At 71.8% G+C, this 21,510-nt stretch carries 23 protein-coding genes; 12 read left to right on the top strand and 11 right to left on the bottom strand.

What is annotated here, in order from left to right; genetic code table 11:
• Positions 1-33 precede the first annotated feature (33 nt).
• Together BLW43_RS08430 and BLW43_RS08425 are read left to right on the top strand one after the other, a co-directional pair.
• Positions 34-2,448: a glycogen/starch/alpha-glucan phosphorylase gene (locus BLW43_RS08430; RefSeq protein WP_093251816.1), complete on the top strand. Its 2,415-nt coding sequence runs from the start codon at positions 34-36 to the stop codon at positions 2,446-2,448.
• Positions 2,449-2,458: 10 nt separating this feature from the next.
• Positions 2,459-3,118, top strand: coding sequence for a spermidine synthase family protein (locus BLW43_RS08425; protein WP_093251813.1), 660 nt, complete (start codon positions 2,459-2,461; stop codon positions 3,116-3,118).
• Between the two features lie 13 nt (positions 3,119-3,131).
• On the opposite strand, the gene BLW43_RS08420 is transcribed toward BLW43_RS08425, so the two are convergent.
• The 6 genes from BLW43_RS08420 to BLW43_RS08400 are packed head-to-tail and all read right to left on the bottom strand — an operon-like array spanning position 3,132 to position 8,400.
• Positions 3,132-4,067 carry a DMT family transporter gene (locus tag BLW43_RS08420; protein WP_139284018.1) on the bottom strand — a complete coding sequence of 312 codons (936 nt, stop codon included), beginning with the start codon at positions 4,065-4,067 and terminating at the stop codon, positions 3,132-3,134.
• Complete coding sequence (locus BLW43_RS08415; RefSeq protein ID WP_093251808.1) at positions 4,010-5,389, bottom strand: M20/M25/M40 family metallo-hydrolase; 1,380 nt, start codon at positions 5,387-5,389, stop codon at positions 4,010-4,012. The genes BLW43_RS08420 and BLW43_RS08415 overlap by 58 nt, the downstream gene beginning before the upstream one ends.
• Entirely contained in the window at positions 5,386-6,123 is a 738-nt protein-coding gene (locus tag BLW43_RS08410) for an SDR family NAD(P)-dependent oxidoreductase (protein WP_093251805.1), read from the bottom strand. Before BLW43_RS08410 ends, BLW43_RS08415 begins: the two co-directional genes overlap by 4 nt.
• Positions 6,120-7,151, bottom strand: a complete 1,032-nt coding sequence (locus BLW43_RS08405) for a ketopantoate reductase family protein (RefSeq protein ID WP_245730971.1) — start codon at positions 7,149-7,151, stop codon at positions 6,120-6,122. Before BLW43_RS08405 ends, BLW43_RS08410 begins: the two co-directional genes overlap by 4 nt.
• Entirely contained in the window at positions 7,133-7,843 is a 711-nt protein-coding gene (locus BLW43_RS23910) for a creatininase family protein (protein ID WP_217632126.1), read from the bottom strand. Before BLW43_RS23910 ends, BLW43_RS08405 begins: the two co-directional genes overlap by 19 nt.
• Positions 7,840-8,400: a MarR family winged helix-turn-helix transcriptional regulator gene (locus BLW43_RS08400; RefSeq protein WP_245730970.1), complete on the bottom strand. Its 561-nt coding sequence runs from the start codon at positions 8,398-8,400 to the stop codon at positions 7,840-7,842. The genes BLW43_RS23910 and BLW43_RS08400 overlap by 4 nt, the downstream gene beginning before the upstream one ends.
• A 140-nt stretch (positions 8,401-8,540) precedes the next feature.
• On the opposite strand from BLW43_RS08400, the gene BLW43_RS08395 reads away from it, so the two are divergent.
• The 5 genes from BLW43_RS08395 to BLW43_RS08375 are packed head-to-tail and all read left to right on the top strand — an operon-like array spanning position 8,541 to position 14,036.
• On the top strand, positions 8,541-10,124 hold the full coding sequence (locus tag BLW43_RS08395; protein WP_093251788.1) for an ABC transporter substrate-binding protein: 1,584 nt from the start codon (positions 8,541-8,543) through the stop codon (positions 10,122-10,124).
• A 57-nt stretch (positions 10,125-10,181) separates the two neighbouring features.
• Positions 10,182-11,156, top strand: coding sequence for an ABC transporter permease (locus BLW43_RS08390; protein WP_093251785.1), 975 nt, complete (start codon positions 10,182-10,184; stop codon positions 11,154-11,156).
• Complete coding sequence (locus BLW43_RS08385; RefSeq protein ID WP_093251783.1) at positions 11,153-12,034, top strand: ABC transporter permease; 882 nt, start codon at positions 11,153-11,155, stop codon at positions 12,032-12,034. Before BLW43_RS08390 ends, BLW43_RS08385 begins: the two co-directional genes overlap by 4 nt.
• Positions 12,031-13,008 (top strand): ABC transporter ATP-binding protein, encoded by a 978-nt coding sequence (locus BLW43_RS08380; protein ID WP_093251780.1) that lies wholly within the window; start codon positions 12,031-12,033, stop codon positions 13,006-13,008. Before BLW43_RS08385 ends, BLW43_RS08380 begins: the two co-directional genes overlap by 4 nt.
• Positions 13,005-14,036 carry an ABC transporter ATP-binding protein gene (locus BLW43_RS08375; protein ID WP_093251778.1) on the top strand — a complete coding sequence of 344 codons (1,032 nt, stop codon included), beginning with the start codon at positions 13,005-13,007 and terminating at the stop codon, positions 14,034-14,036. Before BLW43_RS08380 ends, BLW43_RS08375 begins: the two co-directional genes overlap by 4 nt.
• Here the strand turns inward: BLW43_RS08375 and BLW43_RS08370 are convergent.
• Both BLW43_RS08370 and rpsU read right to left on the bottom strand, forming a co-directional pair.
• Positions 14,009-14,770, bottom strand: a complete 762-nt coding sequence (locus BLW43_RS08370) for a metallophosphoesterase (protein WP_093251775.1) — start codon at positions 14,768-14,770, stop codon at positions 14,009-14,011. The two genes, BLW43_RS08375 and BLW43_RS08370, sit on opposite strands and share 28 nt — an antisense overlap.
• A 217-nt stretch (positions 14,771-14,987) precedes the next feature.
• Complete coding sequence (rpsU, locus tag BLW43_RS08365; RefSeq protein WP_093251768.1) at positions 14,988-15,194, bottom strand: 30S ribosomal protein S21; 207 nt, start codon at positions 15,192-15,194, stop codon at positions 14,988-14,990.
• A 120-nt stretch (positions 15,195-15,314) separates the two neighbouring features.
• Here rpsU and BLW43_RS08360 point away from each other — a divergent pair, with 120 nt between their 5' ends.
• Positions 15,315-16,034: a COQ9 family protein gene (locus BLW43_RS08360; RefSeq protein WP_093251765.1), complete on the top strand. Its 720-nt coding sequence runs from the start codon at positions 15,315-15,317 to the stop codon at positions 16,032-16,034.
• Positions 16,035-16,094: 60 nt separating this feature from the next.
• Here BLW43_RS08360 and BLW43_RS08355 read toward each other — a convergent pair whose 3' ends face one another.
• Entirely contained in the window at positions 16,095-16,301 is a 207-nt protein-coding gene (locus tag BLW43_RS08355) for a cold-shock protein (protein WP_093251762.1), read from the bottom strand.
• A 272-nt stretch (positions 16,302-16,573) separates the two neighbouring features.
• Here BLW43_RS08355 and gatB point away from each other — a divergent pair, with 272 nt between their 5' ends.
• The 3 genes from gatB to BLW43_RS08340 all read left to right on the top strand — a co-directional run bounded on the left by gatB (position 16,574) and on the right by BLW43_RS08340 (position 18,832).
• Entirely contained in the window at positions 16,574-18,091 is a 1,518-nt protein-coding gene (gene gatB / locus BLW43_RS08350; protein WP_093251759.1) for an Asp-tRNA(Asn)/Glu-tRNA(Gln) amidotransferase subunit GatB, read from the top strand.
• Positions 18,088-18,441 carry a hypothetical protein gene (locus tag BLW43_RS08345; RefSeq protein WP_093251757.1) on the top strand — a complete coding sequence of 118 codons (354 nt, stop codon included), beginning with the start codon at positions 18,088-18,090 and terminating at the stop codon, positions 18,439-18,441. Before gatB ends, BLW43_RS08345 begins: the two co-directional genes overlap by 4 nt.
• A 79-nt stretch (positions 18,442-18,520) precedes the next feature.
• Positions 18,521-18,832: a DUF4389 domain-containing protein gene (locus BLW43_RS08340; RefSeq protein WP_093251755.1), complete on the top strand. Its 312-nt coding sequence runs from the start codon at positions 18,521-18,523 to the stop codon at positions 18,830-18,832.
• 3 nt (positions 18,833-18,835) lie between these two features.
• On the opposite strand, the gene BLW43_RS23455 is transcribed toward BLW43_RS08340, so the two are convergent.
• Positions 18,836-19,000: a hypothetical protein gene (locus BLW43_RS23455; RefSeq protein ID WP_175478813.1), complete on the bottom strand. Its 165-nt coding sequence runs from the start codon at positions 18,998-19,000 to the stop codon at positions 18,836-18,838.
• Positions 19,001-19,096: 96 nt separating this feature from the next.
• Positions 19,097-20,152 (bottom strand): GlxA family transcriptional regulator, encoded by a 1,056-nt coding sequence (locus tag BLW43_RS08335; RefSeq protein WP_245730969.1) that lies wholly within the window; start codon positions 20,150-20,152, stop codon positions 19,097-19,099.
• A 97-nt stretch (positions 20,153-20,249) separates the two neighbouring features.
• On the opposite strand from BLW43_RS08335, the gene BLW43_RS08330 reads away from it, so the two are divergent.
• Positions 20,250-21,503, top strand: a complete 1,254-nt coding sequence (locus BLW43_RS08330) for a sarcosine oxidase subunit beta family protein (protein ID WP_093251753.1) — start codon at positions 20,250-20,252, stop codon at positions 21,501-21,503.
• The last annotated feature ends 7 nt before the right edge of the window (positions 21,504-21,510 follow it).

Here is a 21,510-nt window from a genome sequence, read left to right as displayed (position 1 = left end):
TAGCCTGCATCTGCACAGGATCGGGGTATCGCCATGCATGACGGCGCGACGGACACTGCGAAGCAGATCGACGGAGAGGCGCTTCGCGTCGCCATGGCGCACAGCCTGCGCTACGCCATCGGCAAGGATCCCGTCACGGCGACGCTGTCGGACTGGCGGCTCGCGCTGACCCGCGCGGTGCGCGATCTCGTCGTCGACCCCTGGTTCGCCGCCACGCGCCGCGCCTACGCTGAGAAGCGCAAGCGGGTCTACTATCTTTCGATGGAGTTCCTGATCGGCCGGTTGCTGGAGGACGCCATCCACAATCTCGGGCTGGAGGCCGCCGCGCGCGAGGCCGTCGCGGCCCACGGCGTCGACTATGCGGCGCTCGTGGACGACGAGCCCGACGCGGCGCTGGGCAACGGCGGCCTGGGGCGCCTCGCCGCCTGCTTCCTCGACAGCATGTCGACGGTCGGCGTCGCGGCCCACGGCTACGGCATCCGCTACGAGCACGGCCTTTTCCGCCAGCGCTTCGACCAGGGATGGCAGGGCGAGGAGCCCGAGGACTGGCTGCGCCAGCGTCACGCCTGGGAGTTCGAGCGCAGCGAGGTCGCCTACCCCATCGGCTTCGGGGGCGAGGTCTCTCCGGGCGAGGGCGACGGCGCGCTCTGGACCCCCTCCGACACCGTGCTCGCCGCCGCCTACGACACGCCGATCCCCGGCTGGCGCGGGCGCTGGACCAACACCCTCCGCCTGTGGGACGCGCAGCCGGTCCGGGAGTTCGACCTCGAACCCTTCAACCGCGGAGACTACATGGCCGCGGCGGCGCCGTCGGTCTTCGCAGAGACGATCTCGCGGGTGCTCTACCCCGACGACACCACGCCGCAGGGCAAGGAGCTGCGGCTGAAGCAGGAATACTTCTTCACCGCCGCCTCGCTGGCCGACATCCTGCGCCGCCACCGCGCCATGGGGCTGGAGCCGCGCAGCCTGGCCGCGCACGCCGCGATCCAGCTCAACGACACGCACCCCGCCATCGCGGGGCCGGAGCTCGTGAGGCTGCTCGTGGACGACCATGGCCTCGACTTCGACGAGGCGTTCGACGTCGCCTCGGCCACGCTCAACTACACCAACCACACCCTGATGCCCGAGGCGCTGGAGCGCTGGTCGACCGACCTGATGGGCCACGCCCTGCCGCGCCACATGCAGATCATCGAGCGCATCGACACCCGCCACGCCCGTGAGACGAAGCGCCCCGACAGCGTCCGCATCGTAGACAACGGCGAGGTGCGGATGGGCGATCTCGCCTTCATCTCCGCGCACCGTGTCAACGGCGTCTCGGCGCTGCACACCGACCTGATGAAGCAGACCGTGTTCGCCGAGCTGCACGCGCTGCACCCCGAGAAGATCGTCAACCAGACCAACGGCGTCACGCCGCGGCGCTGGCTGTATGGCTGCAATGCGGGGATGCGCCGGCTCCTGACCGAGACGCTCGGCTCCGAGGAGTGGGCGGCAGACCTCGACCGCATCGCCGCGCTGGCGCCGCTCGCCGAGGACGCAGCCTTCCGCGAGCGCTTCCAGGCCATCAAGACCGACAACAAGCGCGCCTGCGCGGCGTGGCTGGAGCGCGAGCACGGCGTCTCGGTCGACCCCACGGCGATGTTCGACATCCAGATCAAGCGCATCCACGAATACAAGCGCCAGCTCATGAACGCTCTGGAGACCGCAGCGCTCTACAACGCGATCAAGGCCGACCCCTCGGCGGAGTTCGCGCCGCGCGTGAAGATCTTCGGCGGGAAGGCCGCGCCGGGCTACGCCATGGCGAAGCTCATCATCAAGCTGATCAACGACATCGCGGCGACGATCAACGCCGACCCGGCGATGAAGGGCCGCCTCGCCGTCGCCTATCCGGCCAACTACAACGTCTCGATGGCTGAGATCCTGATCCCCGCCGCCGACCTCTCCGAGCAAATATCGACCGCCGGCAAGGAGGCGTCGGGCACCGGCAACATGAAGTTCGCGATGAACGGCGCGCTGACCGTCGGCACGCTGGACGGCGCCAACGTCGAGATTCGCGACGCGGTGGGCGAGGAAAACATCTTCATCTTCGGCCAGACCGCGGCGGAGGTGCTGGCGACGCGCGCGAACGGCTATGCGCCGCAGTCCTTCATCGACGCCGACCCGCGACTTGCGCAGGTCGTGGAGCAGATCGAGGCCGGCTTCTTCTCGGGCGGCGACGGCGAGCGCTTCAGGGCCGTCACCGAGAACCTGCGCGGCCACGACTGGTTCCAGGTCTGCGCCGACTTCACCAGCTATTACGACCGCCAGCGCGTTGTGGACGACGCATGGGCGAAGCCAGAAGAATGGACGCGCAAGGCGGTGCTGAACGCCGCCGGCATGGGCGTCTTCTCCTCCGACCGCACCATCCGCGGCTATGCGGCCGAGGTGTGGGGCGTGACGCCGGCCTGCTGAGGCTGCGGCCGTGGTCCCCTGGGAGGAGCTTGGCGTCGCCGAAGCGCCGGGCGGCGTCACCCTGCGGCTCAAGCGCCGCGGCGCCGAATACTCCATCCGCGTGGGGACGGCGGAGCTTATGAACAGCCGGCTGAGCGGCTCGGAGGTCGCGCTCGCGCGGCTGCCGCTTGCCGCCGTCGCCGCGCCGCGCCCGCGCGTGCTGATCGGCGGCCTCGGCATGGGCTTCACCCTGCGCGCCGCGCTGGAGGCTTCGCCGCTGGCCCAGATCACCGTCGCCGAGCTGCTGCCGGAGGTCGTCGCCTGGGCGCGCGGGCCGATGGCGCCGCTGTTCCACGGCTGCCTCGACGAAACGCGGGTGCGCGTGGCGGTGGAGGATGTCGCCGGGCCGATCCGCGAAGGCGGGTGGGATGCGATCCTGCTCGACGTCGACAACGGCCCCGAGGCATTCACGACGCCCGCCAACGACGCGCTCTATGGACGCGCCGGCCTCGCAGCCGCGCGCGCCGCGCTGAACTCCGGCGGCGTCCTCGCCGTGTGGTCGGCGGCGCCAGACGCCGCGTTCGGCAGGCGGATGCGCGAGGCGGGGTTCCGGGTGACTGAGGAGCGCGTGAAGGCGGACCGCGGCAAGCGCGGCGCCCGCCACGTCATCTGGCTCGGCCAGGTCGGCTGAAGCGCGGCGCAGCTCAGCGCTGCGGGGCGGCGAGGCCGCGCCGCCGCTCCCGCCGCGTCGCCGCCAGCGCGCAGCCGACGATGACCAGCCCGCCGGCGATGGTCTGCGCGTCCGGCGTCTCCGAGAACAGCAGCCAACCCGCCGCCGCGGCGAACACCAGCCTGACATAGGGAAACGGCGCCAGCGCCGACACCTCGCCGACGCGATAGGCCTCGATGGTCAGGAACATCCCGCAGGTTCCCAGCGCGCCGCACAGCAGCAGCAGCGCGATGGTCTCGATCTCCACCGGCCGCCAGTCTAGCGCCGCGACCGGCGCCGTCCCGAGCGTGGTGATCACGGAGATCCACGCCATGATCGCCAGCGTCTTCTCGGTGCGCGAGAGCATCCGGTTCAAAAACACCAGGACCGCACCTGAGGCCGCAGCGCCAAGCCCCACCAGCACGCCGGGCTCCAGCCGCGCCTCCAGCGCGCCCGCCGCCAGCGCAACGCCGAGAAATCCGACCGCCGTCGTCGCCCAGCGGAAGCCGCCCACCCGCTCGCCCAGCACCGGCGCCGCGAGCGCGACGACAAAGAGCGAGGTCGAGAAGGTCAGGGTGGTGGCGAGCGACAGGTCGAGCACCCGGAAGCTCTGGTAGTAGAGCACCCAGCACAGCAGGCTGACGAGGCCGCGCGCCAGATGCAGCCCCGGCTTGCGGGTCGCCATCAGCCGCCAGCCGCCGAGCAGCACGAGGGGCGCGACGCAGATCAGCTGGCTGGCCGCCCGCGCAAACACGATCTGCCCGTCGCTCAGGCCCTCGCCGAGCGACCGGAAGCCCACCACCTCAGCGGTGAACATGCCCGCCGCGGCCACCAGCAGCACTGCGCCGCGCCAGTTGTCCGGCGCGGCCTCCGCTACGCCCGATAGTCCGCCGGGCTCTGCGCGCCCACGCGCCGGATCAGCGCCATCCACGCCGCAATCCCTTCATCGATGGAGGAAAGCCGGAAGAACTCGTTCGGCGCGTGGTAGTCCTCGTCCGACACAGCGAACGAGAACATCACCGTCTCCACGCCCAGCGCCTCGCGGATCAGCCCCGTCAGGGGCAGGCTGGCGCCGATGCGCACCCGCAGAGGCCGGACGCCGGCGGTCTCAGCCAGCGCGTCCTCGGCCGCGAGCAGCAGCGGATGGTCGGGGCGCAGCGCATAGGCCGGGGACCAGCCCCGCTCATCGGTGATCTCCAGCCGCGCCCAGGGCGGGCAGGCGGCGTGCAGATGCGCGATCAGCGCGGCGCGCACCGCCGCCGGGCGCTGGCCCGCGACGAGCCGGACGGTCAGCTTCGCATGCGCCTCGCAGGGAATGACAGTCTTGCCGCCGGCGCCCTGATAGCCGCCCCAGAGCCCGTTGACCTCCACCGTCGGCCGCAGCCACAGCCGCTCGGGCGCGCTCCACTGGGGCTCACCCCAGGGCGTCGGCGCGCCCACCGCGGCGTAGAAGGCCGGCGCGTCGAAGGGGATCGCCGCGATCTCGGCGCGCTCCGCTTCGGTCGGCGCGGCGACCCCGTCCATGAAGCCCCGCACGGCGACGGCGCCGCGCGCGTCATGCAGGCCGGCCACGATCTGCGAGACCGCGTGCAGCGCGTTGCCGACCGCGCCGCCGTAGCGCCCCGAATGGAGGTCCTTGTCCGCCGTCCGCACCCTGAACTCCAGCCCGCCGGAACCGCGCGCGGCGACGTTGACCGAAGCGACGTCGGCCCGCCACCGCGCGCCGTCGGCCGACAGCGCGGCGTCGCAGGCGAGCAGGCCGGCGTTGTCGCGCAGGATCGCCGGCAGCGAGGGACTGCCCGTCTCCTCCTCGCCCTCCAGCAGCACCTTGACGTTGCACGGAAGCTCTCCGTCCTCGGCGATCAGCCGCGCCAGCGCCTCCAGCGCCACCACCGTAGGCCCCTTGTCGTCCGACGCGCCGCGCCCGTAAAGCCGACCGTCGCGGACCGTCGCCTCGAAGGGCGGCGAGCGCCACAACTCCAGCGGGTCGGGCGGCTGCACGTCGTAGTGGCCGTAGACGAGCAGCGTCGGCCGCCCCGGCGCCGCCAGCCGCTCGGAGTAGAGCGCCGCGTGCCCGCCGCCATCGAGCCGTCGCGCGCCGCCAAAACCCAGCTCCGCCAGACGCGCCTCCAGCAACCGCCGGGCGCCCTCCATCCCCTCGGCGAAGGCCGGGTCGGCGCTCACCGAGGGCTGGGCGACCAGCGCCGCGATGCGCGCGGCCACCGCATCGCGCTCAGGCCCGCTCAGCGTCACGCCACGCCCCCGTCCACGCTCAGCACCTGCCCCGTGACCCAGCCGGCCTCCTCGCCGGTCAGGAACGCCGCCGCGGCGGCAATGTCCTCCGGCTTGCCCAGCCGCCGGGTGAAGATGCGCTCCACCAGCCGCGCCTGCCCCTCCGGCCCGTAGCGCTCCCACTGCGCCCGGGTCGCCGGGTTGGAGAGGATGAAGCCCGGCGCGACCGAGTTGACCGTCACGCCATGCGGCCCGAACTCCTGCGCGAACTGCTTGGTCAGCCCCACCAGCGCGTGCTTGGCGGCGGTGTAGGCCTGGATCCCGGTCAGGCTCGGCCGCAGCCCGGCGCCGGAGCTGATCGTCGCCACCCGCCCCCAGCCGCCAGCCCGCAGATGCGGCGCCAGCGCGCGCATCAGGTGGAACACGCCGTTCACGTTGGCGTCGAAGATCGCGCGCCAGTCCGCGTCCGTCACCTCCTCCACCGGCCCGCCGACCCTGCCGCGCACGCCGCCCGCCGCGCTGACGAGGATCGACGGCGCCCCGCCGCCTTCGACCATCCGCGCGACCAGCGCCGCGACCTCCAGCGGCGAACCGAGATCGGCGGCGACGGCCGGCAGACCCAGCGCCGCGGCGGCCGCCTCCAGGGCGGGGCCCGGCAGATCGCTCACCGTGACATCGCGCCCCTCCGCCGCCAGCCGGCGCGCGATCGCCGCGCCGATGCCGCCGACGACGCCGGTGACGAGCGCGCGCCTCATGACGCCGCCGTCAGCGCGTGGAAGGTCTCGACGCTCATCGGCCGGCGTCCCTCCTCAACGTCATGGATGAGCGAAACCAGCCGGGCGATCAGCGGCGCCGCGATCCCGTGCGCCTGCGCGATCGCGACCATCACGCCGATCTGCGCGTCCACCTCGGTCCTGCGTCGACGCACCGCGAGATCGCGCCAGATGCCGGTATGGGTCTTGGCGGTCCGGCTGTTGAAGTCGGCGAGCCGGGCGAGGCAGGCGCGCGCCTCGGCCTCCGGCGCGCCGGGCGCGAACGCGGCCGGATCGTAGCCGTTGAAGCCGCGCGGGCTGACCCGTTCCGCCGCGGCCAGCGCGCAGACCTCCCGCGCCAGCCCGATCAGCGCCGGAGCGCGGGCTGGGTCGGCGAAGTTCGCCGTCATGCTGTCGTTGGTGAGCGCCGTCGCGAACAGCATCGCGCCGTAGCCCATCTTGCCCCACAGATACGACCAGATGTCGTCGGTCAGCACCGCCTCGGGCTCGAAGACGCGCAGCAGCTCGAACATGGCGCGCGTGCGCTCGCGGAGCGAGCCGTCGATCTCGCCCACCACCACCGCGCCGCGATTGCCGTAGAGGATGCGCCCCGGCCCGAGCCAGTCCGCGCCGAAGTTCACGAAGCAGCCCATCGTCCGCTCCGGCCCGACGATGGCGGCGATGGCGCGTTCGTTCAGCCCGTTCTGCGCCGACAGCACGAAGCCGTCCTCGGCCAGATGCGGCGCCAGCATCCGCGTCGCCGTCTCGGTCGCCTGCGCCTTGACGGCGAGCACGATGCGGCCGAAGCGACCCTCCACGCGGTCGGGCGTGACGGCGGGAACCAGCTGCCGGAAGGTCTCGACAGGTCCCTCGACGGCGAGTCCCTCGGCCGCCGAGACGCGGACATGCTCGGCCTCGACGTCGACCATCAGCACCGGCACCCCGGCGCGCGCCCAGCAGGCGGCCAGCGTGCCGCCGATGGCGCCGCCGCCCCATACGAGGACCGGCTCGCTCACGACAGCGTCGGCCACGGCCCCTCCAGCGCCTCGCGCGTCTCCTCGACGCCGGTGCGCCAGAGCCTCAGCATCGTCTCGTCGGGAAGCTGATACGGCCCGCCGAACGCGCCGTCGCCGAGCAGGGCGCGCGCCTGCCCCGGCGGCGAGGCGCGCATCAGCGCGAAGTCGGGCGCGAGCTTGCGGCCCTCCGGCGCCGGCGTCTGCGGCAGCCGCGTCCAGGGAAAGTTCTCCATCCAGTTGGCGTGGCTGGCGCTGGGGTCGATGGCCTGCGCCGTCTCCCATGTCCGCGGCGCCTTCCACCATTCGTGGAACTTGATCGAGACGTCGCCCCACTCCGCCATCAGCTCCTGCGCCAGCGCGCCGACCGGCGCGTTGCCGCCATGGCCGTTGACGACGAGGATGCGCCGGAACCCCGACCGCCGGATCGAGGCCAGCACGTCGCGCGCCACCGCCAGCAGCGTCTCCACCCGCAGCGAGACCGTGCCGGGAAAAGCCGTGAAATAGGGCGCCAGCCCGTAGGGCATGACCGGAAACACCGGGGCGCCGGAGGGCTCGGCCGCCTCGACCGCGACGCGCTCGGCAAGGATCGCGTCGACGCAGAGCGAGAGCTGCGCGTGCTGCTCGGTGGAGCCGATGGGCAGCAGGGCGCGGTCGTCGCGCGCGGCGCGGGCCTCGACGTCGGCCCAGGTCATGTCTGCGATCTTCATGGCGCGTCCCTTCCCTCCTCGATCCGGTCCGGCCAGGCGTCATGGTCGAGCACGACCTTGGCCATGAGGCGCGCGAGCGTGGCGCGCTCCTCCTCGTTCAGCCCCGACAGCATCCGTCGCTCATGCGCGACGAAGACGGGCATGGTGGCCTCCATCAGCGCCCGCCCTGCCTGCGACAGCGTCAGCACCTGATTGCGGCCGTCGCCCTCGTCGCGCCGACGCTCGACAAGGCCAAGCGCCTCGATCCGGCGCACGGCGCGCGAGAGCGTGTTCTTGGGGAAGCCCGACGTGCGCACGACGTCGGTGGCGCAGCCGGCGCCAGTCAGCGCCAGCGAGTAGAGCACGACGTATTCCGGCCGGCTGAGGCCGTGGACGCGCCGCACCCAGTCGTAGAGCGGCAGGTTGTAGCGCAGCGCCAGATAGTTGAGCCGGAACGAGAACCAGCACGGGTTCCGCCACAGCTTCGCCTCCAGCATCTCGTCCATGCCGCTCACCCCTGCCAGAGGCGTGGCGGCGCCCATCGGCTGGGCGGCTTGGAGCGGGGCCTGCTGCTTCATGGGGCTGATCCGGCGACGGGCGCCAACGGTTCCATTTCAAACTTGACGGGCCAAGTATCGCCACACATCCTGATCCCCGCAAGTTCCATTTGGAACGGTTCCCGGCGTTCAGCGACCGGGCCGGAGCGGGAGGAGGAACCATGACCTTGAGCTTCAGGACAGGCGCGGCGGCGGCCGCGCTGCTGCTGGCGGCGGGCGCCGCGGCGGCGCAGACCCTGACCATCGGCGTGCGCGGCGGCCCCGAGTCGCTCGACCCGCATTTCTCCGCCCTGGGCAGCCACGCGGAGGCCGCCAAGCACATCTACGACACTCTGGTATGGTCCGGCGACGACCTCCAGATCGAGCCGGGCCTCGCGACGTCCTGGGCGCCTGTGGACGAGGACACCTGGCGCTTCACCCTGCGCGAGGGCGTGACGTTCCATGACGGCTCGGCCTTCGACGCGGAGGACGTGAAGTTCTCCATCGAGCGCATCCCCGTCGTCTCCGGCCCGACCACCACGACGATCTATGTGCGGCGCGTGGCCGAGGTCGAGATCGTCGACCCGCTCACCATCGACATCCACACCGACGGGCCGGCGGCGACGCTGCCCTACGACTTCGTGCGCCTGTTCATCGTCAGCAGCGAGGCGGCGGCGGACTACTCCACGCCCGAGACCGCGAACGAGGGCTTCAACGGCGGCCCCGCGGCGGTCGGCACCGGCCCGTTCAGGCTGGTCTCCTGGGAGCCCAAGGGCGATCTCGTGCTGGAGCGGTTCGACGGCTACTGGCGCGGCCCGGCGGCCTGGGAGCGGGTGATCCGCAAGGAGATGCCGAACGACAGCTCCCGCCTCGCGGCGCTGAAGTCGGGGCAGGTGGACGTCATCAACTACGTCTCCTCCATCGACTACCTGGCGCTCCAGCGCGACCCGAGCGTGGATACCGTCGTCGGCGACAGCGTCTATGTGATGAACCTTCAGCTCGACCAGCGCGAGAACCCGCCGGGCGTGCGCGCCGTCGGCGGCGGCGAGCTCGACGCGAACCCGCTGCGCGACCCGCGCGTGCGGGAGGCCATCGACAGCGCGATCGACCGCGAGACGATGGTGGGCATCGTGCTGGAGGGCCTCGGCAAGCCGGCCAACCAGATGATGCCGCCGGGCTTCTTCGGCTCGAACGAGGAGATTCCGACGCCGACCTACGACCCCGCGAAGGCCAAGGCGCTGCTGGCGGAAGCCGGCTACCCGGACGGCTTCGAGATCGACCTCTACTGCACGTCCGACCGGCTGCCCGGCGACGGGGCCATCTGCCAGGGCCTCGGACAGATGTTCACCCAGGCCGGCATCCGCACCAACGTCAACGCCCTCTCGCGGACGGTCTACTTCCCGGCGCAGGCGCGGCGCGAGTACGGCGTGTTCATGAACGGCTGGGGCACGCTGACCGGCGAGGCCAGCTACACCCTCGGCAGCCTCGCGCACTCCGAGGCCCCCGACCTCAAGCTCGGCGCGTTCAACCGCATCGAGTACAGGAACGAGGAGGTCGACGCCCTGCTGCAGGAGGCGGCGACCGAGATGGACGCCCCCCGCCGCCGCGCGCTCTACGAGGAGGCGATGGCCAAGACGATGGCCGACCGCGCCTATATCTCCATCGTCCAGCTTCAGACGGTATGGGCGGCGAGGGCGGGCTCGGTCACATTCGAGCCGCGCTTCGACGAGGACACGCTGGCCTACTTCATCCACCCCAAGGGCTGACGCCCTGCCCGCGGCCGGGCCCGACGTCCGGCCGCATCCCGAACGAACGGCCGCCCGATGCTCGGTTTCGTGATCCAGCGCCTGATCCAGGCGGCCGCGGTGATGGCGGTGATGTCCGTCATCGTGTTTGTCGGCGTCTACGCCGTCGGCAACCCCGTCGACATCGTCATCCCGCCCGACGCGACGCAGGACGTCCGCGAGGAGGCGATCCGGCGGCTCGGGCTCGATCTCCCGCTTTGGCGGCAGTACTTCCTGTTCGTGGGCGGCGTGCTGCAGGGCGATTTCGGGCGCTCGTTCATCTACAATGAGCCGGTGCTGTCGCTCATCGCCGGCCGCGCGCCCGCCACCATCGAACTCGTGCTGATCTCGGTGCTCTGCGCCACCGTGATCGGCGTGTCGCTGGGCGTCTACGCGGGCTACCGGCCCCATGCGCCGCTGGCGCGCGCGATCATGGCGCTCTCGGTGCTGGGCTTCTCGGTGCCGACCTTCTGGGTGGGTCTGATCCTCATCCTCACCTTCGCCGTCTCGCTGGGCTGGCTGCCGGCCGGCGGGCGCGGGGAGACCGTGCTGATCCTCGGCGTGCGGTGGAGCTTTCCGACGCTCGACGGCCTCGCCCACATCGCCCTGCCCGCCCTCAACCTCGCGCTCTTCAAGATGGCGATGATGATCCGCCTCGCCCGCTCGGGCGTCCGCGAGATCATGCTGACCGACACGATCCGCTTCGCCCGCGCCGCCGGCATATCGGAGGCGACGATCCTGCGTCGCCATGTGCTGAAGCTGATCGCCGCGCCCATCATCACCGTCTTCGGGCTGGAGCTCGGCTCGACGCTCGCCTTCGCGGTGGTGACGGAGACGATCTTCTCCTGGCCCGGCATGGGCAAGCTGATCATCGACAGCATCACGCTGCTCGACCGCCCCGTGATGGTCGCCTACCTGATCCTGACCGCGCTGCTGTTCGTGACCATCAACCTGCTGGTGGACCTCGCCTACGCCGCCATCGACCCCCGCGTGCGCTCGGGCGAGGCGCGATGAGCGCGCCGTCGACGCCGCTGGCGCTGTTCTGGGCCGACTTCCGGGAGAACCGCGTCGCGCTGGCCGCGCTGGCCATGGTGGCGCTGATCGCGCTGGCGGCGATCTTCGCGCCGCTGATAGCGCCGCAGAACCCCTACGACCTCGCGACGCTCTCGCTGATGGACGCGCGACGCCCGCCCGGCTTCGTCGGCTCGGGCGGCTACGTCCACCTGCTCGGCACGGACCCCCAGGGGCGCGACCTCGTCTCGGCGATCCTCTACGGGCTGCGCATCTCGATCCAGATCGGCGTCGCCGCCGGGGCCGTGGCGCTGACGCTGGGCGCCACGCTCGGCGTCGCGGCGGCCTATCTCGGCGGGCGGCTGGAGGCGCTGATCATGCGGGCGGTCGACCTCCAGCTGTCGTTCCCGCCGATCCTGCTGGCGCTGGTGCTCTCGGCCCTGCTGGGCCAGGGCCGGCTCCAACTCATCGCGGCGCTGGTGGCGGCGCAATACGCCTATTTCGCGCGCACCGCCTATGGCGCCGCCTCGGCGGAGCGGCGGAAGGACTATGTCGAGGCGGCGCTGGCAACCCCGCTTTCGGGGCGTCGCGTCGTCTTCCGCCACCTGCTGCCGAACTGCGCGCCGCCGCTCATCGTGGTGGCGACGGTGCAGATCGCCAACGCGATCTCGCTGGAGGCGACGCTGTCCTTCCTCGGCCTCGGCCTGCCGGTGAACGAACCGTCGCTGGGGATGCTGATCGCCAACGGCTTCCCCTACATGATGAGCGGGCGCAGCTGGATCTCGGTCTATCCCGGCGTCGCGCTGATCGTGCTGATCGTCGCGATCAACCTCGTCGGCGACCAGGTGCGCGACCAGTTCAACCCCAGGCTCAGGCGATGAGCCCGCCGGTCCTCGACGTCGTGGACCTGACCACCGAGTTCGCCCTGCGCGGCGGCGGCGCGGCGCGGGCGGTGGACGGCGTGTCGTTCTCGCTCGCGCGCGGCGAGATCGTCGGGCTGGTGGGCGAGAGCGGCTCGGGCAAGAGCGTCACCGGCTTCTCGCTCATGGGCCTGATCGACCCGCCCGGCCGCGTCGCCGGCGGCTCGGTCAGGCTCAACGGCGCGGAACTGGCGGGGATGGACGCCGAAGGGCTGCGCGCGCGGCGCGGGCGCGAGATCGCCATGATCTTCCAGGACCCCGTCGCGACGCTGAACCCGCTTCTGACCGTCGGCGCGCAGATGCGCATGGCGCTCGCCGCCCATGCGCGAACGCCGCGCCGGGCCGCCGACGACCGCTGCGCCGCGGCGCTGGCGCGCGTCGGCATCCCCGCCGCGCGCGACCGGCTCGCCGCCTATCCGCACGAGTTCTCCGGCGGCATGCGCCAGCGCGTCGCCATCGCCATCGCCCTGCTGCACGCGCCGTCGGTCGTGATCGCCGACGAGCCGACGACGGCGCTCGACGTATCGGTGCAGGCGCAGATCCTCGTGGAGATGCGCGCGCTCGCCGCCGAGACCGGGCTCTCGCTCATCTGGATCAGCCATGACCTCGCCGTGGTCTCGGGCTTCGCCAGCCGCATCCTCGTGATGTATGCGGGGCGCGTGGTCGAGCAGGGGCCGGCGGAGGCGGTGCTGCGCGCGCCGCGCCACCCCTATACCCGCGGCCTGATCGACTCGCTGCCCGCCGCCGCGAAGCCCGGCGAGCCGCTGCGCCAGATCCCCGGCGGCGCGCCCTCCCTCGGCGCCCTGCCGCCGGGCTGCGCCTTCGCGCCGCGGTGCCCGCGCGCCGCCGGGGCCTGCCGCGCCGCCCCGCCGGTTGAGACGCGCGAGGGCGCGCGGGCCTGGCGCTGCCTCTTTCCGCTGGAGGCGGGCGCATGAGCGAGGCCTTCCTCAGCGTCGAGGCGGTGTCCAAGACCTTCGCGCCGCGGCTGTCGCTCGGCGAACGCATCGCCGCCGCGCTCGGGGCGCCGCCCGCGAAGCGCCCGCTTCAGGCCGTGCGCGAAGTCTCGCTTGAGATCCGGCGGGGCGAGACGCTCGGCCTCGTCGGCGAATCGGGCTGCGGCAAGAGCACGCTCGGCCGCATGATCGCCGGCATCGCCGCGCCGAGCGCAGGCGCCGTCTCCCTCGACGGAGACCCGGTGATGCGCGGCGGGCGCAAGGCGACGACCCGCGTGCAGACCGTGTTCCAGGATCCGTTCGCCTCGCTCGACCCGCGCATGAAGGTCGGCGACGCCATCGCCGAGGGGCCCGTCGCGCACGGCCTCGTCGCCAAACCGCAGGCCCGCGCCTATGTCGCTGGGTGGCTCGACCGCTGCGGGCTCGACCCCGCGATGGCCGACCGCTGGCCGCACCAGTTCTCCGGCGGCCAGCGCCAGCGCGTCGCCATCGCCCGCGCGCTCGCGATGCAGCCCGACCTGCTGGTGTGCGACGAGCCGGTGGCCTCGCTCGACGTCTCGATCCAGGCGCAGATCCTCAACCTTCTGATGGACCTGCGGCGCGACCTCGGCCTCACCTGCCTGTTCGTGAGCCACGACATCTCCATCGTGCGCCATGTCAGCGACCGGGTGGCGGTGATGTATCTGGGACGGATCGTCGAGCTCGGCCCGGCGGCCTCGGTGCTGGCGCGCCCGGCGCACCCCTATTCTCTCGGCCTGCTGGAGAGCGCGCCGCGACTCAGCCTCGACGGCCGCTCGACCTTCAGGCCCATCCCCGGAGACGTGCCGTCGCCGCTCGCGCCGCCGCCCGGCTGCGCCTTCGCGCCGCGGTGTTCGCTGGCGCAGGACGCCTGCCGCGCGGCGCCGCCGCCGCTCTCGGAGGTTGCGCCGGAGCGCTTCTCCGCCTGCCTGCGCGCGGACGTGCTGACGGGGCGGCCGCCGGGTCAGGCCTCGCACATGAGCGGCGCATAGCCTTCGGGCGTCAGCCAGCCCTTCTCGGCCCCCTCCAGCACGAGGCAGGTGAGCACGCCGCTGGCGTAGGCCTTGGTGTCGATGCCGATGCGGTTCGGCTTCACGCAGGGCTCGGGCGTGACGGTGTGGCCATGCACGACGACGGCGCCGAAATCGCCCTGCTCGCTCAGAAAGGGCTCGCGGATCTCGGTGAGATCGCTGAGCGACTGCCGCTCCAGCGCCCTACCGGGCCTGACGCCTGCGTGCGCGAAGAAATAGTCGCCATGGCGCTCGCAGGCCCGCAGCCCGCGCAGGAACGCCTCATGCTCAGGCGGCAGCGCGGCGCGCAGATCCTTGCCGAGCGCCTTGAGCGGCCGCAGCCCCATGCCGCGCGCATAGGGCGAGACGCCGTAGGAGATCAGCGTCTCCACGCCGCCGAAGTCGGTCCAGGCCGAATTGGCGGCGGTCGGCTTGGCGAGAAACCGCAGCATCCAGACGTCGTGGTTGCCGGCGAGGCATACGCCGTCGCCGTCGCGGCAGAACTCGATCAGGGCCGCGATCACGCCGGCGCTGTCCGGCCCGCGGTCGACATAGTCGCCGAGGTGGATCACGCGAAAGGCCCGCACAGGGCGGCGGACAAGATCGGTCGCGATGGCCGCGTGCCGCGCGCGCAGCAGATCCAGTCGCCCGTGGACGTCGCCGATGGCGTAGAGCCTCAGACCTTCCGGCCCGCGTGCGTCCTTGAGTAGCGGCATCCGCGCCCCTCGAATGTCGGGCCGGGCGGCGCGCGGCGGCTGCGGCCGGACGGGCCGCGGCGACGCCCCGGCCTCCCGGCCCTCGTCTGTCGCAGAAAACGGAACGCCGCCGGACCCGCATGGCCCCGCGGCGTTCCTCGATGGGTGACGAGTGCCTGGCGCGTCCTATGCGCCGCCCCCCCAGCGAGGGGGATCGAGAACGATCCAAGCGATCGGATCAGACAGCGCCTTCGCGCTGCGCCTTCTTGCGCGCGAGCTTGCGCGCCCGGCGGATCGCTTCCGCCTTTTCGCGCACGCGCCGCTCAGACGGCTTCTCGTAATGCTGCTTGAGCTTCATTTCGCGGAAAACGCCCTCGCGCTGAAGTTTCTTCTTGAGAGCCTTGAGCGCCTGCTCGACGTTGTTGTCGCGAACCAGAACCTGCACCTGTTGTCACCACCTTTCCGGGTTCGAGTTTCTGGAAGAGCCGGCTATATACGCATCACGCGCGGCGCTGTCCACCGCTTCGGGCGGCGGCGCGGCCAATCTGGACGCACGGGAGACGACATGGCGCAGGAAGCAGGCCTCAACGGGCCGGAACACGACTTGGCCGGCGGCGGCGCGGGGCAAAGCGCCGAGGTGGCCGCGGCGAAGGCCCGCGTGCTGACCGCGGCCCTGCCCAACGCCCCGTTCGACGGCTGGTCCGAGCAGACCCTGCGCGCGGCGATCGAGGCGAGCGGCGTGGAGCCGGGCCTCGCCCGCATGGCGTTTCCGCGCGGCGCCGTCGATCTCGCCCTCGCGTTCCATGACGACGGCGACGCCCGGCTGGCGCAGGCGCTGGCGACGGCGCCGCTCGCCGGCATGAGAATGCGCGAGCGCGTCGCCTTCGCGGTGCGGACGCGGCTGGAGCTTGTGGAGCGCCATCGCGAGGCCGTGCGCCGCGGCGCCACCCTCTTCGCGCTGCCGATCTACGCCGCGGACGGGGCCAAGGCGCTGTGGCGCACCGCCGACGTGATCTGGACGGGCCTCGGCGACACGTCGGACGACGCCAACTGGTATTCCAAGCGCGCGATTCTCTCGGGCGTCTACGGTTCGACCGTACTCTACTGGCTGGGGGACGGATCGGAGGGCTTCGCGGACACCTGGGCATTTCTCGACAGGCGCATCGACGGCGTCATGCAGTTCGAGAAACTCAAGGCGCAGGTGAACGCGAATCCGCTCGGGCGGGTCGCACTGGCCGTGCCGAACGCGTTGTCGAAGCTGGTGCGTCCGCCCCGCCGGGCTTGACGGCGAGGCGGATCCGCCAGGGGCGCGGGCTCGCATGCGCGCCCCACCTCTCGCGGCGAGCTACAGCGCCCTGATGTCGCTCGCCGCGGTGCGTCCGTCGCGCCGCGTCTCGAGTTCGTAGGCCACCTTCTGGCCGTCGCTCAGGCCGTCGAGCCCGGCGCGCTGCACCTGCGTGATGTGCACGAATACGTCAGGACCGCCTGTGTCGGGCTGAATGAACCCGAAGCCCTTGGTGGCGTTAAACCATTTCACGGCGCCGGTGGGCATGCGCCATCTCCTTCCAGTCTCCGGCCGCGCGGCGGGATTGCCGACGCGGCTTCAGGTGGCGACGCAGGCGCGGACGGGTGCGCCGTGGTCGCTGGAAGGCGGGCAGGCACGGTCGTCGAACATGCGTGGCGCAGCAAAAATTACCCACAGCGCTGAGTCGGAGCAAGAACGCCCTCCCCGGCGCGGCGACCGATTGGAACCCGCCCGCGCGGCGTTGCGCCGGGCGCCCCCCGCGACTAGAACGGGGTCGCAACCATCCTGCGGAGCCGCTCATGCTCGACCTCGCCCATGACGAGCCGACCCCGAAAGTCTACGCCGGCCTGACCGGCGACTGGGAGGTGGTCATCGGCATGGAGGTCCATGCGCAGATCGCCAGCAAGGCCAAGCTGTTCTCCGGCGCCTCGACCGAGTTCGGCCGCGGCCCGAACGAGAACGTGAGCCTGGTCGACGCCGCGATGCCGGGGATGCTGCCGGTCATCAACCGCTTCTGCGTGGAGCAGGCGGTGCGCGCGGGGCTGGGCCTGAAGGCGAAGATCAACCTGCGCTCGGTGTTCGACCGCAAGAACTATTTCTACCCCGACCTGCCGCAGGGCTACCAGATCAGCCAGTTCAAGCACCCGATCGTCGGCGAGGGCGAGGTGCTGGTGGACATGGCCCCCGGTGTCGCGCGCCGCGTGCGCGTCGAGCGCATCCACATGGAGCAGGACGCGGGCAAGAGCATCCACGACCTCGACCCCGCCTTGAGTTTCGTCGACCTCAACCGCACGGGCGTCGCGCTGATGGAGATCGTCTCGCGCCCCGACATCCGCGGGCCGGAGGAGGCGGCGGAATACGTCCGCAAGCTGCGCCAGATCCTGCGCTATCTCGGCGCCTGCGACGGCAACATGCAGGAGGGTTCCTTGCGCGCCGACGTCAACGTGTCGGTCTGCAAGCCGGGCGACTACGAACGCTTCCGCGAGACCGGCGATTTCGGGGTGCTGGGCACGCGCTGCGAGATCAAGAACATGAACTCGATGCGGTTCATCCAAGCGGCGGTGGACTTCGAGGCCCGCCGCCAGATCGCCATCCTCGAGGACGGCGGCAAGGTCGATCAGGAGACGCGCCTCTACGACCCCGGCAAGGGCGAGACGCGCTCGATGCGGTCGAAAGAGGAGGCGCATGATTATCGCTACTTCCCCGATCCCGACCTCCTGCCGCTGGTGATCGAGCAGGCCTGGGTCGACGCGATCGAGGCGTCCCTGCCCGAGCTGCCCGACGACAAGAAGGCGCGGCTGATCGCGCAATACGGCGTCACCGAATACGACGCCGGCGTACTCTGCGCCGACCGCGCGGCGGCGGACTTCTACGAGACGGTCGCGCATGGCCGTGACGGCAAGCAGGCCGCCAACTGGGTCATCAACGAACTGTTCGGCCGGCTCAACAAGCAGGGTCTCGACATCGGCGACAGCCCGATGAGCGCGGCGCAGCTCGGCGGGATGCTCGACCTGCTGGCCAACGGCGACATCTCCGGAAAGATCGCCAAGGAGCTGTTCGAGATCCTGTGGAGCGAGGGCGGCGACCCTGCGGAGATCGTCGCGGCGCGCGGCATGCGGCAGGTCACCGATGCGGGCGCCATCGAGGCCGCCGTGGCGCAGGTGATCGCCGAGAACCCCGAGAAGGCCGAGCAGGCCAAGGCCAAGCCGAGCCTGTCGGGCTGGTTCGTCGGGCAGGTGATGAAGGCGACCGGCGGCAAGGCGAACCCGCAGGCGGTGCAGGCGCTGGTCAAGGCGGGTCTGGGGATCGACGAATGAGCGAATGGATCTATGCCTGTGCGCCGGCGCCGCGGCGCCCCAAGCGCCAGCGCGGCCACAAGACCCCCTGCGACGCTCTGGCCGCGGCGATGGAGGCCGCCATCACCGAACGCGCCGCGCTGGGCTGGGAATACGTCCGCACCGATCTGGTCCCGATGGAGAGCCGCGCGAGCCTCTTCGGCGGGCTCGTCGAGACCCATCAGGGCGTCATGGTGTTCCGCAAGCGCGCCGCCGCCGCGCCGGCCGCCCGCCTGCCCGCGGCCCCGGCCGCGCCTGGCCCCCGCGAATCCGGCCCGCTCGACCCAGTGGCCCCCGAAATCCCCCGCCTCGGCGCGGCGCGCGCGGAGTAGCTCGCCGGAGGCGTCTTGCGCCGGAGCGCGTCGTTTCTCATCTCTCGCTCATCCTTCACCATGACCGGAGAACGAGCCGATGGCCTCCGACGCCACAACTGTCCCCGAGAGCGGCGCGGGCCGCGCCCCCGAGAGCGAAGCCGGCAAGACGCCGTTCTGGCCCCGCGCGGCCTTCATGGTCGCCTTCGCGGTCCTGTTCGCCATAGCCGAGACCGTGATGCTGCTGGTCGCCGTGCTGCAGGCGCTGTGGCTGGCCTTCGCCAAGGCCCCCAACCCGCGCATAAAAGCGTTCGGCGCCTCGCTCGCCGCATGGCTGGCTCAGGCGGGGCGCTTCCAGGCCTGCGCCACCGAGGAGAAGCCGTTTCCGTGGGCCGACTGGCCGAAGGGCTGACCCTCAGTCCTCGTCGCCGCCGACCACGAGATCGACCCCCGCCCCCACAACGTCCGCCGTCGCCTCGACGGCGGTCGCGGTGACGGAGACCGCGGTCGACGCCACGGTGTAGGCGACGCAGCCTGACAGCAGCATCGACGCAGCCAGCGCCAGCGCAGCGTAGGGCATCGGCGAACCTCCGTTTGCAAATCGCGCGACGTCTCGAAGACGTACGCCTTCATTGCGGCGCCGAGCGTCAAAACGAAAGCGTCAATCGCACGCCTGTCACGCCCCGGCGAGGTCGGAGGCCGCCGGCCGCCGCGCCGCGCGCCATGCGCCCGGCCGCAGCCCGTGCGCGGCGAGAAAGGCGCGCGACAGGTGCGCGGCGTCGCTGAACCCCGCCTCCGCAGCGACCCGGGCCAACGGGTCAGCCGTTTCGGCCAGAAGCCGCTCGGCATGGGCGAGCCGCAGCCGGACCAGCGCCGCCGCCGGCGAAAGGCCAAGGCCCGACCGGAAGCGCCGCTCAAGCGTCCGCCGGCCCACCGCCAGCCGCGCCGCCAGCGCGGCGCAGTCGAGATCGGCGTCGAGGCTCTGGCTCATCACCGTCAGCGCCCGGCGCACCAGCGGATCGGCGCTGTCGAGCGCGCCCACCGGCCCCGGCTGCGGCGCGTCGCCCGGCGCGCCGCGCGCCGGTTCGAGCCCCCGGTCGTCGAGCATCATGATGTGCAGCGCCTTGCGGGCGGCGTCCCGGCCCAACCGGCGGTCCACGATATGCGCCGCCAGATGCGCGGCGCCGACGCCGCCCGAGCAGGTGAGCCGGTCGCCGTCCACCACGAACAGCCGGTCCGCCACCGGCGCGACCTCCGGCGCGCTTTCGAGAAAATCGCGGTGGTGAAACCAGCTGACGCAGCAGCGCCGCCCCTCCATCAGCCCCGCCCGCTGCAGGATCAGCGCGCCGGTGCACAGGCCCACCAGCGGCACGCCCGCGGCCGCGGCGGCCCGCAGGAAGCGCAGATGCGCCGGCGCGCCGAGGTCGAACACGTCGATCAGTCCGCCGACGACCACGACATAGTCGAAGCGCGCCGGGTCGCCGAACCGCGCGTCGGGATGCACCGCGACGCCCGCGCTGGACCGGATCGGCCGGATCTCGTCCGACAGCACCGACCAGGCGCAGCGGATCGGGCGCGAGCGGTCGGCCTCGTCGGCGGCCAGCCGCAGCACGTCCACGAAATTGGCGAAGGCGCCGAGCGTGAAGCGGTCGGCCAGCACGAACCCCACCCGCAGCGCCGGGCGCGGAGGCGCGGCGCGCGGGGCGGGCGGCATGTCGTCTTTCTGTCGCATGTCGGAAAGATACAAGCCAAGTGTCGCATCCGTCCATCCGGACCGGTTCCGAACGGCGCATGAGGGAGCGAGCAACCGACGCAGGGAGTCGCCGCAGATGGCCCGTTTCTCCGCCCGCGCCCTCATCGCCAACGCCCTGACCGGCAACAGGGGCTGGACGCCGCACTGGCCCGACGCCGAGCCGAAGGCGGCGTACGACGTCGTCGTGGTCGGCGCCGGCGCGCACGGGCTCGGGGCCGCCTACTACTTGGCGAAGGAGCACGGCCTGACCAACGTCGCGGTCATCGACAAGGGCTGGCTCGGCGGCGGCAACACCGGGCGCAACACCACCATCATCCGCTCCAACTATCTCTATGACGAGAGCGCGCGGCTCTACGACCACTCGGTGAAGCTGTGGGAGAACCTCAGCCAGGAACTGAACTACAACGTCATGTTCTCCCAGCGCGGGGTGATGATGCTCGCCCACAGCGTCCACGACGTGCAGAGCTTCAGGCGCCATATCAGCGCCAACCGCGCCAACGGCGTCGACAACGAGTGGCTGACGCCCGCGCAGGCGCAGGCATACTGTCCGCCGCTCTCGATCGCTCCCGACGCGCGCTATCCGGTGATGGGGGCTGCGCTGCAGCGGCGCGGCGGCGTGGCGCGACATGACGCGGTGGCGTGGGGCTACGCGCGCGGCGCCGCCGAGCGCGGCGTGGACATCATCCAGAACTGCCCGGTCCTAGCGATCCGCCGCGACGCGCAAGGCCGCGTCGAGGGCGTCGACACCGCGAAGGGCTTCATCCGCGCGAAGAAGGTCGCCGTCTCGGCCGCCGGCCACAGCTCGGTGCTGATGGAGAGCGCCGGCGTGCGGATGCCGCTGGAGAGCTACCCGCTGCAGGCGCTGGTCTCCGAGCCCATAAAGCCGGTCTTTCCCTGCGTCACGATGTCGAACTCGGTGCACGCCTACATAAGCCAGTCCGACAAGGGCGAACTGGTGATCGGCGCCGGGACCGACGCCTATACGAGCTACACCCAGCGCGGCGGGCTCCACATCCTGGAGCACACGCTCGCGGCGATCTGCGAGATATTCCCCGTGTTCAGCCGCCTGCGGATGCTGCGCAGCTGGGGCGGCATCGTGGACGTGACGCCGGACCGCTCGCCCATTCTCGGGCTGACGCCGGTTGCGGGACTTTTCGTCAACTGCGGCTGGGGAACGGGGGGCTTCAAGGCGACGCCGGGCGCGGCGCATGTGCTGGCGCACACGGTCGCCACCGGCGCGCCGCACCCGATCAACGCGCCCTTCACGCTGGAGCGGTTCACCACCGGCCGGCTGATCGACGAGGCGGCCGCGGCCGCCGTGGCCCACTGAGGAGGCG

It is taken from the genome of Rubrimonas cliftonensis, assembly GCF_900107585.1.
Classification (GTDB): domain Bacteria; phylum Pseudomonadota; class Alphaproteobacteria; order Rhodobacterales; family Rhodobacteraceae; genus Rubrimonas; species Rubrimonas cliftonensis.
Note: the sequence above shows the minus strand (reverse complement) of the source record. Positions and strands in the feature narration are given on the sequence as shown.